General features: G+C 68.7%; 10 protein-coding genes. 5 read left to right on the top strand and 5 right to left on the bottom strand.

The genetic code is table 11. The features are described 5' to 3' along the window. Positions 1–88: 88 nt before the first annotated feature. The 3 genes from uvrA to AB0M22_RS39010 form a co-directional block, all read right to left on the bottom strand. Entirely contained in the window at positions 89–3,136 is a 3,048-nt protein-coding gene (gene uvrA / locus AB0M22_RS39020; RefSeq protein ID WP_364737652.1) for an excinuclease ABC subunit UvrA, read from the bottom strand. A 168-nt stretch (positions 3,137–3,304) separates the two neighbouring features. Next, positions 3,305–5,404: a glycogen debranching N-terminal domain-containing protein gene (locus AB0M22_RS39015; RefSeq protein WP_364737650.1), complete on the bottom strand. Its 2,100-nt coding sequence runs from the start codon at positions 5,402–5,404 to the stop codon at positions 3,305–3,307. A 19-nt stretch (positions 5,405–5,423) separates the two neighbouring features. Next, positions 5,424–6,473: a glycosyltransferase gene (locus AB0M22_RS39010; protein WP_364737648.1), complete on the bottom strand. Its 1,050-nt coding sequence runs from the start codon at positions 6,471–6,473 to the stop codon at positions 5,424–5,426. 329 nt (positions 6,474–6,802) lie between these two features. On the opposite strand from AB0M22_RS39010, the gene AB0M22_RS39005 reads away from it, so the two are divergent. Beyond that, complete coding sequence (locus AB0M22_RS39005) at positions 6,803–7,438, top strand: response regulator transcription factor (RefSeq protein ID WP_364737646.1); 636 nt, start codon at positions 6,803–6,805, stop codon at positions 7,436–7,438. 8 nt (positions 7,439–7,446) lie between these two features. Continuing rightward, positions 7,447–8,646: an ATP-binding protein gene (locus AB0M22_RS39000; RefSeq protein ID WP_364737644.1), complete on the top strand. Its 1,200-nt coding sequence runs from the start codon at positions 7,447–7,449 to the stop codon at positions 8,644–8,646. A gap of 3 nt (positions 8,647–8,649) precedes the next feature. Here AB0M22_RS39000 and AB0M22_RS38995 read toward each other — a convergent pair whose 3' ends face one another. Then, entirely contained in the window at positions 8,650–9,351 is a 702-nt protein-coding gene (locus AB0M22_RS38995; protein WP_364737642.1) for a sigma 54 modulation/S30EA ribosomal C-terminal domain-containing protein, read from the bottom strand. 217 nt (positions 9,352–9,568) lie between these two features. Between AB0M22_RS38995 and AB0M22_RS38990 the strand changes: the two genes are divergently transcribed. Then, positions 9,569–11,290: a GAF domain-containing sensor histidine kinase gene (locus tag AB0M22_RS38990; protein WP_364737640.1), complete on the top strand. Its 1,722-nt coding sequence runs from the start codon at positions 9,569–9,571 to the stop codon at positions 11,288–11,290. 5 nt (positions 11,291–11,295) lie between these two features. On the opposite strand, the gene AB0M22_RS38985 is transcribed toward AB0M22_RS38990, so the two are convergent. After that, positions 11,296–12,441: a beta-ketoacyl synthase N-terminal-like domain-containing protein gene (locus AB0M22_RS38985; RefSeq protein WP_364737638.1), complete on the bottom strand. Its 1,146-nt coding sequence runs from the start codon at positions 12,439–12,441 to the stop codon at positions 11,296–11,298. A gap of 256 nt (positions 12,442–12,697) precedes the next feature. Here AB0M22_RS38985 and AB0M22_RS38980 point away from each other — a divergent pair, with 256 nt between their 5' ends. Both AB0M22_RS38980 and AB0M22_RS38975 read left to right on the top strand, forming a co-directional pair. Beyond that, positions 12,698–14,044 (top strand): diguanylate cyclase, encoded by a 1,347-nt coding sequence (locus AB0M22_RS38980; RefSeq protein ID WP_364737636.1) that lies wholly within the window; start codon positions 12,698–12,700, stop codon positions 14,042–14,044. A 303-nt stretch (positions 14,045–14,347) separates the two neighbouring features. Continuing rightward, positions 14,348–16,588: an ATP-binding domain-containing protein gene (locus AB0M22_RS38975; protein ID WP_364737884.1), complete on the top strand. Its 2,241-nt coding sequence runs from the start codon at positions 14,348–14,350 to the stop codon at positions 16,586–16,588. The last annotated feature ends 39 nt before the right edge of the window (positions 16,589–16,627 follow it).

Genomic DNA, 16,627 nt, shown 5'->3' with positions numbered 1-16,627 from the left:
GGATCCGCACCGGCTTTAAGGCCCTATTCCGAGTGCGGATCCCGAGTGAGAGTGCGGATTTCGAAACCTTGTGCGCGGCGCGGACGGATCAGCGCAACGCGGCTGCCTTGCGCGACAACCGCTTCGCGGCGGTCTTCGCTGCCGCTTGCGCCTCGGTCGGCTTGTCGGCCGGTGTCTTGGCGGCAGCTTTCTTCGCAGGTGCCTTCTTGGCGGGAGCCTTGGCGGCCGTCGTCTTGGCCGCCGCCTTCTTTGCGGGCGCCTTCTTGGCCGAAGGTGCGTCCGCCTGCTCCAGGGCCTCGCGCAGGAACTGCCCGGTGTAGCTTTCCGCCACGGCGGCAATATCTTCCGGGGTACCTTCGGCGATCACCGTGCCACCGCCGGAACCACCCTCAGGGCCCATGTCGATGACCCAGTCGGCGGTCTTGATGACGTCCAGGTTGTGTTCGATGACGATCACCGTGTTGCCCTTGTCGACCAACCCGTTGATCACCTTGAGCAGCTTGCGAATGTCTTCGAAGTGCAGACCGGTGGTCGGCTCGTCGAGGATGTACACGGTGCGACCGGTAGAACGCTTCTGGAGTTCAGCGGACAGTTTGACGCGCTGAGCCTCACCGCCGGACAGGGTCGGCGCGCTTTGTCCGAGCCGGACGTAACCGAGACCGACCTCCACCAACGTCTTGAGGTAACGGTGGATCGAGCTGATCGGCTCGAAGAACTCCGCACCCTCCTCGATCGACATGTCGAGGACCTCGGCGATGGTCTTGCCCTTGTAGTGCACCTCGAGGGTTTCCCGGTTGTAGCGCGCACCGTGGCAGACCTCGCACGGGACGTACACGTCCGGCAGGAAGTTCATCTCGATCTTCAGCGTGCCGTCACCGGAGCACGCCTCGCAGCGACCGCCCTTGACGTTGAACGAGAATCGGCCCGGCTGGTAGCCGCGCACCTTCGCCTCGGTGGTCGACGCGAACAGGGTGCGGATCTTGTCGAACACACCGGTGTAGGTGGCGGGGTTGGAGCGCGGGGTGCGGCCGATCGGCGACTGATCCACCTGGACCAGCTTGTCCAGGTCGTCGAGGCCCTTGATCCTGGTGTGCCGGCCGGGCACCTGCCGGGCGCCGTTCAGCTTGTTCGCCAGCACGGTCGCCAGGATGTCGTTGACCAGCGTCGACTTGCCGGAACCGGACACGCCGGTGACCGCGGTGAGTACGCCGAGCGGGAAGTCCACGTCGATGTCGCGCAGGTTGTGCTCGGTCGCGCCGACCACGGTGAGCAGGCGCTTCTTGTCGATCGGCCGGCGAACCATCGGCAGCTCGATCCGCTCCCGGCCGGAAAGATAAGCGCCGGTGAGGGATTCGGGTTCGTTGAGCAGTTCCGCGTAGGTACCGCTGTGCACCACGCGACCACCGTGCTCGCCGGCCAGCGGGCCGATGTCGACCACCCAGTCCGAGGCGCGAATGGTGTCCTCGTCGTGCTCGACCACGATCAGCGTGTTGCCGAGATTGCGCAGCCGGGTGAGGGTTTCGATGAGCCGCCGGTTGTCCCGCTGGTGCAGGCCGATGGACGGTTCGTCGAGCACGTAGAGCACACCGACCAGGCCGGAACCGATCTGCGTGGCCAGCCGGATGCGCTGCGCCTCACCGCCGGACAGCGTCGCCGCGGCCCGCGAGAGGGACAGGTACTCCAGCCCGACGTCGAGCAGGAACCCGAGCCGCGCCTGCACCTCCTTGAGCACCTGCCCGGCGATCGCGGCCTCGCGCTCGCCCAGTGTCAGGGAGTTCAGGAACTTCGAGCACTCCCCGATAGACAGGTCGCTGACCTCGGCGATCGACTTGTTGTCGCCGCCGGCGTCGATGGTGACCGCGAGGATCTCCGGGCGCAGCCGGGCGCCGTTGCAGACCGGGCACGGCACGTCGCGCATGTACCCGTCGTAGTGCTCCTTCATCTGCTCGGACTCGGTGCTCTCCATGCGCCGCTGCAGGAACGGCATCACGCCCTCGAAATCGGCGTAGTACGAACGCTTCCGGCCGTACCGGTTGGTGTAGGAGACGTGCACCTGATCGGAACTGCCCTCGAGCACGGCCTTGCGCGCCTTGAGCGGCAGCCGCTCCCACGGGGTGTCCATGGAGAAGCCGATGGAGGACGCCAGCCCGGACAGCAGTCGAGTGAAGTACTCCGCGGTCTGCCCGCGCGACCACGGCGCGATGGCGCCGTCGTTCAGGCTGAGCGCCGGATCGGGCACCACCAGGTCCGGGTCGACCTCTTTACGAATGCCGAGACCGGAGCAGTCCGGGCAGGCGCCGTAGGGCGAGTTGAACGAGAACGACCGGGGTTCCAGGTCTTCGATGTCGAGCGGGTGCCCGTTCGGGCAGGCCAGGCGCTCGGAGAAGCGGCGCTCGCGGTCGTGCGCGTGCTCGTCGCGATCGACGAAGTCGAGCACCACGATGCCGTCGGCCAGCCGCAGCGCGGTCTCGATCGAATCGGTGAGGCGCTGTTTGGAATTCGATTTGACGGCCAGGCGGTCGACCACCACCTCGACGTCGTGCTTCTCCTGCTTCTTCAGCTTCGGCGGGTCGGTCAGCGGATACACCACGCCGTCGACCCGGACCCGGGAGTAGCCCTGGGTGTTCAATTGCTCGAAGAGATCGACGAATTCACCCTTGCGGGTGCGCACCACCGGCGCGAGCACCTGGAACTTGATGCCCTCCTCCATCGCCAGCACCTGGTCGACGATCTGCTGCGGCGTCTGCTTCTGGATCAGCTCGCCGCACACCGGGCAGTGCGGCGTACCCGCCCGCGCGTAGAGCAGGCGCAGGTAGTCGTAGACCTCGGTGATGGTGCCGACGGTCGAGCGCGGGTTGCGGTTGGTCGACTTCTGGTCGATCGACACCGCGGGCGAGAGCCCCTCGATGAAGTCGACGTCCGGCTTGTCCATCTGCCCGAGGAATTGCCGCGCGTATGCCGACAGCGACTCCACGTACCGCCGCTGTCCCTCGGCGAAGATCGTGTCGAACGCCAGGCTCGACTTGCCCGAGCCGGAGAGTCCGGTGAACACGATGAGACTGTCGCGAGGCAGGTCGAGGTCGACCCCCTTCAGGTTGTGTTCCCGAGCACCGCGCACAGTCAGGCGTTCCGCCACCAGGTGATTCCCTTCTCATCGTGTTCGGGTGAACCGATAAACGGCTTCCAGACGTATCCGGCCGTCATGCTAAACGCGCCCACCGACAAGTTTCGCTCGCGCGACGCGTACCAGCTACAACAGCGCTGACGCCGGCAATATTGCGGCGGTTGCCGCCAGGGGTGGGTGCTAACTCCGCCGCAGGTCACCGGATAAGCCGCGGACTTGCCAGCCCTCCGCGTCGACGGTGACCGACAGCACGTCCGAGCCGACCCGCAGCCCGCCGACCCGCAGCGGGAGATAGCGAGCGGGGACCACCGGCGCGACCGACAGCACCCCCTCCGGAACGCTCGGTTCCAGTCTCAACAGCGTACGCAGAAACAACAGCGGCGCGGCAGCGGCCCAGGCCTGCGGCGAGCAGGACGTCGGATACGGGACGGGGACGTCGAATTCGGCGCGGTCGAAGCCGCTGAAGAGTTCGGGCAGCCGGTAGCCGAACCGGGTCGAGGCGTCGAGCATGGCGGATACCACCTGATTCGCGTGCTCGGTGAATCCGTAGCGCATCAGGCCCGCGGCGCAGATCGCGTTGTCGTGCGGCCAGACCGAGCCGTTGTGATAGCTGACCGGGTTGTAAGCACCCATTGACGTGGCCAGCGTGCGGATCCCCCAGCCGCTGAACATTTCCGGCGAGAGCAGATGGTCGGCGACCCGCTGGGCCTTGTCGTCGTCGACGATCCCGGTCCACAGGCAGTGCCCGATATTGGAGGTGAGCGCGTCGATCGGCCGCTTGTCCCGATCCAGGCCGATCGCGTACCAGCCGCGGTCGGGCAGCCAGAAGGCCTCGTTGAAGGCGGTTTTCAGGTGCGCGGCCTTGGCCCGCCACAGGTCCGCGGCCGAGTGGTCGCCGGTGCCCGCGGCGAGCGTCGCGCGCGCGAGGTAGGCCGCGTATGTGTAGCCCTGCACCTCGGCCAAGGCGATCGGCGCCTCGGGCAGCGTGCCGTCGGCGAAGTTGACCCCGTCCCAGGAGTCCTTCCAGCCCTGATTTGCCAGGCCGTGATCGGCGGCACACTGGTATTCGACGAAACCGTCACCGTCCGCATCTCCGTAGCGTTCGATCCAATCCAGTGCACGATCCGCGTGCGGCAGCAGGTCGTCGCGGATCTTCGGGTCCAGTCCCCAGCGGTACAGCTCGCCGAGCAGCATCACGAACAGCGGGGTCGCGTCGGCGGTGCCGTAATAGGCGGTGCCGCCGCCGAGCAATAGCGTGGCCGCCCGGCCGAACCGGACCTCGTGCGGGATCCGGCCCGGCTGCTCTTCGGTCGCGGCCTGTACCTCCTTGCCTTGCAGATCCGCCAGGCTCTGCAAGGTGCCGACCGCGAGCCTGCGGTCCAGCGGCAACACCATCCACGAGGTGAGCAGCGAGTCCCGGCCGAACAGCGCCATGAACCAGGGCGCGCCGGCCGCGACCACCGCGCGCTCGGGATGGTCGGGGTCGAAGATGCGCAGCGCGCCGAGATCGGTGAGGGTGCGTTGCAGGACCGCGGCGAGGGTTTCGTCGTCGGTCTGCACGGTCGGCGAGTTCGCGTACCACTCGCGCAGTCGTTGCGCGGGCGCGCTGCGGCTCACGGGTGTCCCGCACGGATAACGCGGCGGCGCGGTGTCGGTGCCGAGGGCGGGCAGGTACTCGATGCACGCCGACCATTCGCCGCGTCCGGGAAGTGTTACCTCCCAGCACAATTCGTGACCGTCCGCCGTGGCACCGCTGCCGCTGACGGTCACCGCCACGCCCAGCTCGGCCCGGCTGATCTGCACCGCGTTATCCATCGCCCGCGCCGCGGTGATCACGTCGTGGCCGGTGCGTCCCTCTTTGACCTCGAAGAGATCGGCGAAATCGGCGTCCAGTTCGAGTCTGATCGCGCACTCGAGCGGCGCGCCGGACAGGTTGCGCACCACCAGGTCCTCGCGCATCCCGTCGCCGACGTGCCTGCCGATGATCACCAGCGCGGTGCTGTCCGCGGTACCCGGCCGCGGCGCGGTCCGGGCCAGCAGCGTCGCGCTGTACGGCTCGTCGTAGCGCACGGTCAGCGGCTGCGGTTCCAGCCCGTCGACGGTCAGCCGCCAATGCGAGAGCACCCTGGTGTCCCGAACGAACAAGCCCGCCGGGCGATTCGGGCTGATCCCGCCGCTGGTGTCGCTGATGCAGAAGGTCGAGCCCTCGACCAGGGTGACCCCGGCGTTGATCGCCGTCGGCGCCTCCGTGTCCGAGCCGTCGCCCCAGGGGTGGGTCACGCCGCTGTCCCCGGCAAACTCACGCCACCGTGCTGGGCGCCATGACCCGGGTCGTCCGCTCGGCCAGGATGCGGCGATACAGCCGCTCGTGATCGCGGGCCATGCGCAGCCGGCCGAACCGCTGCTCGGCGGCCGCGCGACAGTCCCGCCGGTCGAGGGTGTGCACCTGGTCGAGCGCGTCCACCATCTCGTCGGCGTCGCGGCACAGGAATCCGGTCTTGCCGTGCTCGACGATCTCCGGCGCGGCGCCGTTGGGGAACGCGAGAACCGGTGTGCCGCAGGCCAAGGCCTCGGCCATGACCAGGCCGAACGGTTCGGGCCATTCGATCGGATTGATCAACGCGTCGGCGTGGCGCACCAGCTCGACCCGGCGCGCGGTGGGTTCCTCGCGCGGTTCGGGATCGTCGGGGCCCATCAGTGGACGCACCCGCTCAGTGTAGTAGCGACGCTCCTCCGGTTCGCGCATCTTGGTGATCATGAGCAGCTTGCGCCGGGCCAGCCGGGCGATCTGCACCGCCCGGTGCACGCCCTTCGTCTCGTTCATCCGGCCGACGAAGACCACGTAACCGCCACCGCCAGGGCCGAATCGGTGTGCGTCGAGGTCGATGCCGTGATGGATCACCTCGGCGATCGGCACACGGCCGGCCATCCGGCGTTGCGCCTCGGAGATCGCGACGATGCTGGCGTGGCGCGCCATCGACCGGAACAGTTCCTGGCGCATCTCGGAGAACGGCCCGTGGTTGGTGACCACGACCGGCGGCGAGTTCTCCAGCGCGCCGACGAACGGGCCGAGCGAGGTGTGGTCGTGGATGATGTCCACGTCGGCCAGGGTCTCGTAGGCGGCGAGCACGTGCATCAGTTCGGCCTCACCGACGCCGATCTGCGTGGTCGGATGCTCGTAGAGCGAGTACCGGCGCACCGGGCAGGTGGATTCGCCCACCGTGAACAGGTGCACGTCGTGGCCGAGCTGGTCGAGACCGATCGCGAGGTTGCCGACCACCGCTTCGGTACCGCCGTAGGCCGGCGGCGGCACCGGGACCCAGGGCGGGACGATCTGCCCGATTCTCATGGGCGCCTGCGTTCTTCGACGCCACGCCCTTCCTCGGTGGAGCCCCAGTGTGCGCCGCAGCCGCCGCAGCGCGTCAGGACATCGGGTAGTTGGTCGAAGGTCTCGGCGCCGCAGCCCGGACAGGCCCGCGGCGATCCGAAGATCGCACTGAAATCTAGTGTCGCTGAATATGTCATCGCTCGAGTTCCCACGCACATATGAGCCTTATGGCTCCGCTGCCCACGGCCCCTCTGGTTGACTTCATTGCAAGCTTACCCGGAACCTCGTTATCTACCCGTGGTATTCGTGGGGGCTGCTTTCGTCCGGTAGGCGACGACAAGGAGGCCGACATGCTCCAGGTATTTCTGGTCGACGATCACGAAATCGTCCGGCGCGGTCTGATCGATCTGCTGGAGGGTGATCCCGAGCTGACCGTGATCGGCGAGGCGGGCGACGTGGCGCAGGCGATGGCCCGAATCCCGGTGCTACGTCCCGATGTCGCGGTGCTAGACGTGCGGCTGCCCGACGGCAACGGCATCGAACTGTGCCGTGACCTGCTCGCCGAGGTGGAGGGGCTGCGCTGCCTGATCCTCACCTCCTACACCGACGAGCAGGCGATGCTGGACGCGATCCTGGCCGGGGCCAGCGGCTACGTGGTGAAGAACATCAAGGGGATGGAGCTGGCCGCCGCGATCAAGACGGTCGGCTCGGGCCGTTCGCTGCTGGACAACCGGGCGGCGGCGGCGCTGCGGGCCCGGTTGCGCGACGGCGTGCCCGACGACGACGGCCCGCTGGCCGGGCTCACCGACCAGGAGCGCAAGCTGCTCGCGCTGCTCGGCGAGGGCCTGACCAACCGGCAGATCGCGGCCCGGATGTTCCTGGCGGAGAAGACGGTCAAGAACTACGTGTCGCGGCTGCTGGCCAAGCTCGGCATGGAACGACGCACCCAGGCGGCGGTGCTGGCCAGCAAGCTCGGCGAGCGCTGACTCCGCGCATGACGGACGCCGTGCCGCACAGCGTGTTCGACACGTTGCGCACGATCGTGGACACCGCGACCCGGATCGCCGACGACAACGCGCGGCTCTACGAGTGGGCGCGCACCCGGCAGGCGTGGATCGAGGCGAACCGGGACATCGCCACCGAGTTCCTGGCGGGCACCGAACCGCACCGGGTGCTCGCCCAGGTGGTCGAGCACGCGCGCACGCTGACCAGGTCGGAGCAGGCGATCCTCGCGGTGGTCGAGTCGGGCGTCCCACCCGAGGAGGCCACGGAACTCGTTGTGGCGCAATGGTCCAGAGCCGATGAGCCGGACGAGGGACAGGTCGTGCGGCTCACCGGCACCGCCGCGGGCAAGGCGTTCGCGGAGCGCGCGTCCGTCCGGCTGGCCGACGCGCGCGACGTCGATCTCGGCGCGCCGATCGATGCCACCGGGCCCGCGTTGATCCTGCCGTTGCAGACCGCGGGGGTCGTGCTCGGCGTGCTGATCGTGGTGCGCGCGGTCGAGGCCGAGCCGTATTCCGACGAGCTCGGCTCGCTGGCCGCCGCGTTCACCGATCAGGCCGCGCTGGCCATGCAGCTGGCCGAGGCGCAGCGCCGGGCGCGGGAACTCGACGTGCTCGCCGATCGCGACCGGATCGCGCGGGATCTGCACGACCACGTCATCCAGCGGGTGTTCGCGGTCGGGCTCGGCTTGCAGGGCATGGCCGCGCGAGTCGACGATCCGCAAGTGCGGCAACGGCTTTCGGACGAGATCGATCGGCTACAGGAGATCGTGCACGAGATCCGCACGACGATCTTCGATCTGCACGGCGGCGCGGGCGCGTCGTTGCGCCGCCGGCTGGAGGACGCGGTCCGGCAGCAGACCGCGGCGACCCCGATCCGGGCGCGGCTACGCGTCGACGGGCCGCTGTCGGTGGTCGGGCCCGCGCTGGCCGATCACGCGGAAGCCGTGGTGCGCGAATCGGTCAGCAATGCGGTGCGGCACTCCGGCGGGGACGCGGTGACGATCGAGATCACCGTGGCCGACGAGCTGACCATCCTGGTGCAGGACAACGGCTCCGGCGTGCCGGACGACGTAATCGCCAGCGGCCTGGCCAATCTCGCGCAGCGGGCGGCCGAATCCGAGGGCCGGTGCAGCATCGAGCAGGCGCCGGCCGGTGGCACCCGGGTGCACTGGTCGGTGCCGCTGAGCTGAGGTTCAGGCCGGTTCGACGAGCGAGAGGTCGCCGTCGTAGCGGCGGTACAGCAGCCGGCCGCGACCGCTTTGCGGCTCGGTGAAGAACAGGAACGGCAGTCCGTGATGACACAGCACGTGCGCGGCGCGATCCTCGTCGAGCACCTGCGCCGGCTCCGAATCCGCCGTCAGCGGAAGCAGATTCACCGTCGGCGGGATGCGCACCGCCACGTCCTGACGGTACAGCCGGACGCCGAGCGGATCACCCCAGGCCACCACAGCCTCCGTGCCGGACTCCGCGTCGGTGAACAGGTAGGCGTCGTAGTCCATCGCGTCCATCACCGCCGTCGCCTCCGCGGGCGAGCCGGTGAGCAGGTCGACCTGCTTGCGGCGCACGATCGGACGCGGTTCGGTGACCATGGCCAGCGGTGGCCGCGCGGGATCGGGCCAATCCCGGGACCGGGTCGTCGCGAGCCGGGCCAGCTGCCGGTCCAGCCGTTCGGCGGCGAAGGTCACCGCGAACCCGCCCGGACCCGTCACCTGCACGCGCGTGGCGACATTGCGACAGCGGATGTTGGCCTGCACCACGGTCGCCGCACCCGCCTCGGCCGGCGCGGTGACCCGCACCCTGGTGGCCGCGTCGAGGTGGTGCCTGCGCAAAACCCGGCCGATCGCCCGGACTGCCCTCGTCACGTCCACGTCCGGCACCGCGCCGAAGGTGGTCACCGCTAGATCGAGATCGCTTGCGGTGAGCCAGTGTTGTGATGACGAAGAATTCAACAGCCCCGACGACTTCATGCGACACGCCCTGCCTTCGATATTCAGATCCCGTAGCCCCATGTCACCATCGCAATGCCGTGGCGAACAGGGCCGAAAGTCCCCGAAGGGCGAACTAGACTGGCGCAAGGCGCAGTTCGCGCGCCCACCACAAGGGGAACCCGATATGACCGAGGACCACGGCAACGACCCCTACTCCGTGCGCGACACCCTCTCGCAACTGCGGTTGCGCGAATTGCTCAGCGAGGTCAAGGAGCGCGTCGAGCTCATCCTCGACTCCCGCGACCGGATGGACGGGCTGGTCGAGGCGATGCTGGCCGTCACCTCCGGCCTGGACCTGGACGAGACCCTGCGCACCATCGTGCGCACTGCGATCAGCCTGGTCGACGCCCGCTACGGCGCGCTCGCCGTGCGCGGGCACGACCAGCAGGTGGTGCAGTTCATCGACGAGGGGATCGACGACGAAACCCGCAGGGCCATCGGGCGATTGCCGGAGGGGCACGGGGTGCTCGGCGTGGTGTTCAACCAGTCCAAGCCGCTGCGGCTCGAGGAAATCTCGAAACACCCTGACTCCGTTGGTCTTCCACCCAACCACCCGCCGATGCACACCTTCCTCGGGGTGCCGGTGCGGATCCGCGGCGAGGTGTTCGGCAGCCTCTACCTGACCGAAAAGGCAAGCGGGCAACCGTTTACCGACGATGACGACGTATTGGTGCAGGCGCTCGCGGCCGCGGCAGGCATCGCGGTGGACAACGCGCGGCTCTACGAGTCGGCCCGCACCAGGCAGGCGTGGATCGCGGCGACCCGCGACATCGCCACCGAGTTCCTGGCCGGCACCGAGTCCGACCGGGTGCTCGCGCACGTGGTCGAGCACGCGCGCACGCTGACCGGCTCGCACCAGTCCTTCCTGACCGGACCGGATGACGCAGACGAGCCGTCAGCTCTTTCGGTCACCCAGTGGTGCGGGCCCGGCGAGGGCTACGCGGGCAAGGTGGTGAACACCGAGGGGACGGCGCTCGGCGAGGCGTTCACCCGCCGCACCCCGCTGCGCTTCGACGACGCGGGCGCGGTCAGCGTCGGCCTCGCGCTGCCCGATGCCGGGCCGCTGCTGATCCTGCCGCTGTGCACCCCGGACAGCACGCTCGGCGTGCTCACCACGGTGCGGCCGGCCGGCGCGGCTCCGTACTCCGACGAGCTGGTCGAGCTGACCGCCGCGTTCACCGACCAGGCGGCCCTGGCCATGCAGCTGGCCGACGCGCAGCAGCGGATGCGCGACATCGACATCCTGGCCGACCGCGACCGGATCGCCCGGGATTTGCACGACCACGTCATCCAACGGCTCTTCGCGGTCGGGATCACGCTACAGGGCGCGGTCGCGAAGGCTACTGTTCCCGAAGTGCGACAACGCCTTTCGACCGTGGTCAACGACCTGCAAGAGGTGGTGCAGGAGATCCGCACCTCGATCTTCGACCTGCACGGCGGCAACGGCAATCCGCTGCAACAGCGGATCGAGCACGCGATCCGGCAGCAGACCGCGGAAACCACACTGCGGTCGACCTTTTCGGTGGCCGGCCCGCTCTCGGTGCTGGAGGCCGAGCTGGCCGATCACGCGGAGGCCGTGGTGCGCGAGGCGGTCAGCAATGCGGTCCGGCACTCCGGGGCGGATACTGTCGCGGTGGAGATCAGCGTCGACGACGATCTGACCATCGTGGTGACCGACAACGGCTGGGGCATCCCGAATCACGTGGTGCGCAGCGGACTACGCAACCTGGAACAGCGCGCGCAGAAGGCGGACGGACAGTTCGTCATCGGCGCGGCCGGGAAGCCGGCCGCCGACGGCGAGGCCATGCCGGGCACCCGGCTGTGCTGGTCGGTACCGCTGCCGTGAGGGGCTCAGCCGGCCGGCCCGAGCAGCACCACCGAGTTGTTGCCGCCCATGCCCAGCGACAGTTTCGCCGTGACGCCGCCCTCGAACGGCTGCGGCCCGTCGAGCAGGCGCGGGTGCGGGGACGCGACGATGGGCGCGGCAGGCACGATGCCGCGGTCGTAACCCAGCGCCGCCGCGGCTACCTCGACACCGGCGGCCGCGCCTTGGCAGTGACCGGCCAGCGGCTTGAGCGCGTAGACGTGCGGCTGGTCGCCGAACATGTTGGTCAGCAGATCACGTTCCGCCACATCGCATTGCCGGGTGCCGGTGCCGTGCGCGTTGAAATAGCGCACGTCGTCGGCGACCACACCGGCGTTGTCGAGGGCGCGGCGCGTGCATTCGAAGATCTGCTCGTGTGTCGGTTCGACCGACACCACGTGATAGGCGTCGTTGCTCATACCGCCGCCGAGCACCGCCGCGTACGGCCGTTCCACCGAACGGCTGAGCACGAACGCCACCGACGCCTCGCCGAAGCCGAACCCGCGGCTGCCCTCCTGGAACGGACGGCAGGCGTCGAGCGGTTCGGTATCGGCCACCGCGGCGCCGAGCCGGACGAAGTGCTCGACCATGTCGGGCGTGGCGGACATGTCGGTGGCGATGCACACCACGTCGTCGGCGATGCCCGCGTCCAGCCACAGCTGCGCGGTGATCAGCGCGACGTTGGCCGAGCTGCACGCCGCGGACACGTTCATGGCCGGGCCGTGGAAGCCGAACTCCTGCATGAGCACCGAGATCGGGGTGGACGGGATCAGCCGCATGTAGTCGCGCGACCTGCGATGACCGTGATCGACCAGGTAGAAGTCGCGCCAGTTGACCACGTCGCCGAGCACGATCGCGTGCAGCAGGCCGACCGTCCGGCCCGGCTGCCAGCCGCGCGCGAGCGCGTCCGTGATCGCCTCTCTGGCCGACTCGTGCATGGCCCGCCCGTAGCGGCTGGTGCTGACCGTGTGGTCGCCGCCGTCCGGGACCAGCGACACCCAGGCATCCTCGTTGCGGCCCGGTCCGTAGCCGGACTGCACGGAGGCCGCCGACTTTCCGCTCAGCAGTCCCTGCCACAGCGCGTCCCGGCCCCAGCCGTACCCGGTGACGGCACCGATGCCGGCGAACGTCATATGATCTTGATGCTGTTGTCGGTTGTTCGGGTTGGCGCCCGGCATAGCATCGCTCCTTCACCGATTCCTCGGCCGAACCGCAATCGGCCAGATATTTCCTAGAAAACCGGTTCTGTAATGATCACCAGACAGTGCCCGATTAAGTGCCCGAACTGTGATCGAAGCAATAGCCTCGACGCTGTGATCTTCTGCACGTCGATACCAGAATAATCCCATGTTCCAATGGCCATAATCGGGTCGACGATCGGGGGTTCGAGTGGGTGAGGACAAGGTAGCCGCCGCGGTCGACGCCGCCGAGCAGCTAGCTGAGCGCTACCGTTCTCTGGTCGAGCACACGCCCGACGGCATCTGCGTGCACGAACGCGGCATCGTGGTCTACGTGAATCCGGCGACGGTGCGGTTGCTGGCAGCCGGCAGCGCCGAGGACATCATCGGCAAACCGCTCACCCAGTTCGTCGATCCCAACTCGGTCCCGGGCATGCTGGAGCGGATCAGCCACCTCACCACCAAGGGCGCCGCCTCGATTCCCACCGAGATGACGCTGGTCCGGGTGGACGGCGTGCCGGTGCCCGTGGAGACCGTCTCGGTGCTCACCGCCTGGCACGACCATCTGGCCTACCAGGTGGTCATCCACGACCTCACCGCCCAGCGCCACGCCGAGGCCGCGCAGCATTTGGCCGAGCAACATTTCACTACGGTCGTCTCGCAGTTGGAGGAGGGCGTGGTGGTGATCGATCCGGAGGGCCGCATCGAATCGGCCAACCCGGCCGCCATGCGCATCTTCGGCAACGACGACTCCGACGCCGAACTCATCGGCAAGACCATCCAGTCGCTGCCGCTGACCCTGCTCGACGCGAACGCCCAGCCGCTGCCGCCGACCCGCCACCCGATCGCCCGCACCCTGGCCACCGGCGAGACCATCACCGGCTACGTGTTCGGCGTCGACCGCGCCGACGGGCAACGCCGCTGGCTCTCCGGCAGCAGCCGCCTGCTCAACCCCGGCGACCGGCGCTCGTCCGCGGTCTCCTCGTTCGCCGACATCACCGAATTCCGGGCCAGCCGACGGCAATTGGAATACCAGGCCACGCACGACTCGCTCACCGGGCTGGCGAATCGCTCGCTGATCCTGTCCCAGCTGGCCGGCGCGCTGGCCACCAGCGAGGACCTGCCGGTGTCCACGGTGCTGTTCATCGACCTGGACGGGTTCAAGGCGATCAACGACACGCTCGGGCACGCGATCGGCGACACGGTGTTGCAGATCGTCGCGCAACGGTTGCAGCGCGCGTTGCGCGGCGACGACATCGTCGGCCGGCTCGGCGGCGACGAATTCCTGGTGCTGCTCTCCGGGGGCACCCGGCGGGTGGACATCGACGCGCTGGTCGCCCGGCTGCGTTCGACCATGGCCGAGCCGATCATCGCGCGCGGGCACCGGATCGAGGTGAACGCCTCGATCGGCGTCACCCCGCTCACCGTCGGCGACCGCCGCACCCCCGAGGCCGTGCTGCACGACGCGGACCTGGCGATGTACCGGGCCAAGCCGTCCGGGCACCGCGAGGGCTCGGCGAGCTTGGGACGCCGGCCGAACAGCACGCACGCGTCCTGACGGTCGGATCCATGATTGTTCGAGGATTTTCCGGACCGGCGGAATACCCGCGGTGCGCGCGACTGTTGCACCACTTCTATGACCAGTTCCCGGTGGTCGACGCCCGGCGGGCGGCACGACACCGGTTACACCTGCGGATACGGCGACCGCGCCGCAATCGCAGTAGACTCGACAACCTTGTTTTCCGAACGTTCGCGCGGCTATTGCCCTGCGTGTGTAGCGTTCGCTCGGCTCATCGCGGTGAAGGAGTTCAGTTTGCCCGACCTCACTCAGGACCGTGCGGCCAAGGCCGGCGCGCCCGAGCTGACCCGCGAGACCGAACAGGAACAGAAGTACCTGTCGGTGCTGTACGACCGGCTCGACGAAATGCGCGACTACGCGCGCAACCGATTGCGCACCGTGCTGCTGGAATCCGGCGGCACCCCGCAGGCGCGCAGCGAACGCGAGTCGTTCAGCCAGCTCTATAACGAGGATCTCGCCAAATACGATGCGGCAGAACACGGTCTGTGTTTCGGCCGGATCGATCTGGCCGACGAATATCGCTATATCGGCAGGCTCGGCATCCTCGACGAGAAGGACGACTACGAGACCCTGCTGCTGGACTGGCGCGCTCCCCTGGCCCGCCCGTTCTACCTGGCCACCACCGCCGCACCGGACGGCGTGACCCGGCGCAGGCACATCCGCTCGCGCAACCGCAATGTCACCGCGGTCAACGACGAATACCTCGATCTGGATACCGCCCGGCAGGCGGGCGCGGCCGACGGCGACGCCGGTGTCGGCGCGGAGAGCGCGCTGCTCGCCGCGCTGAACGCGGCCCGCACCGGGCACATGAACGACATCGTCGAGACCATCCAGCACGAGCAGGACGCGATCATCCGCTCGGAGCACAAGAGCGTGCTGGTGGTGCAGGGCGGGCCGGGCACCGGCAAGACCGCCGTCGCGCTGCACCGCGCCGCCTACCTGCTCTACACCTACCGGCAGCAGCTGGCCAAGAGCGGCGTGCTGATCATCGGGCCGAACGCCACCTTCCTCGACTACATCGGCCAGGTGCTGCCCTCGCTCGGTGAGACCGGCGTGCTGCTGTCCACCATCGGGAACCTGTATCCGGGGGTGAAGGCCAAGCGCGAGGATTCGTTGCGGTCGGGCGAGATCAAGGGCTCGCTGGACATGCTGGAGGTGCTCAAGCAGGCCGTGCGCGACCGGCAGGAAGTGCCGACGGAACCGGTCCGGCTCAGCTTCGACGGCTATCAGGTGACCCTCGATCGCAAGATCGCCACCCGGGCGCGCGGGCGGGCCCGTTCCTCCCGGCGTCCGCACAACCTGGCCAAGCCGATCTTCACCAGCGCGGTCATCGACGCGCTCACCGAACAGCTGGCCGAGACCATGGGTTCGGATCTGTCGGGCGGTCCAAGCCTGCTCAGCCGCACCGACATTGCCGAGATCCGCGACGAGATGCGGGCCGACCAGGAGATCCAGCAGGCCATCGGCAAGCTGTGGCCGCTGCTGTCCCCGCAGGACGTGCTCGCCGATCTGCTGGCCGACCCCAAGCGGCTCGACCGGGCCGCGGGCACCCTCTCGGCCGAGGATCGCGCCGAGCTGGTCCGCCCGGACAACGGCGAGTTCAGCGCCGCCGACGCGCCGCTGCTCGACGAGCTGGCCGAACTGCTCGGCGTGGACGACACCGAGGAACGCGAACGCTCCCGGCGGCGCTGGCGGGCCCAGCTGGCCGAGGCGCAGGACGCGCTGGACATCCTGACCGGTTCCGCGCCACAGGATCTCGAAGACGAGCTCGACCCGGAAATCCTGATGGCCTACGACCTGATCGACGCGAGCCAGCTCGCCGAACGCCAGGACGTGCGCGCCCGGCAGACCACCGCCGAGCGCGCCGCGGGCGACCGCACCTGGACCTACGGGCACGTCATCGTGGACGAGGCGCAGGAGCTGTCGGAGATGGCCTGGCGAATGGTGATGCGGCGCATCCCGAATCGCTGGATCACCGTGGTCGGCGACGTCGCGCAGACCGGCGACCCGGCGGGCGCCTCGTCCTGGCAGCGGGTGCTGGAACCGTATGTGGCCAAGCGGTGGAAGCTCACCGAGCTGACCGTGAACTACCGGACGCCGGCCGAGATCATGGATGTGGCCGCGGACGTGCTGGCCGCGATCGATCCGGCGGCCTCGGCGCCGCGGTCGGTGCGGGACAGCGGGAATCCGCCGCGCGGGTATCGGGTCGGCGCGGGGGAAGTGCGCGATCAGGTGGCGAAGCTGGTGGCCGGGGAGACCGGGCCGGGCACGACCGCGGTGATCGCGCCGCACACGTTGCTCGACGAATTGGCCGAGCTGGCCGATGAATCGGTGCGGGTGCTGACCGTGCACGACGTGAAAGGTCTGGAGTTCGATGCGGTGTATCTGGTCGAGCCGCAGGCGATTCTGGACGAATCGCCGCGCGGGCTCAACGACCTGTATGTCGCGCTGACCCGGGCGACGCAGCGGCTCGGTGTGGTGCACAGCGAAGAGCTGCCCGAGGTGCTGAGTTCGCTGCGCTGAACCGCAAAAGCGGCCGCGAGCAAGGCATTACCTCGCTCG

Origin of the sequence: Nocardia sp. NPDC051756, from assembly GCF_040681495.1 — a bacterium.
GTDB lineage: Bacteria > Actinomycetota > Actinomycetes > Mycobacteriales > Mycobacteriaceae > Nocardia.
This window is presented reverse-complemented; position numbering and strand designations above follow the sequence as displayed.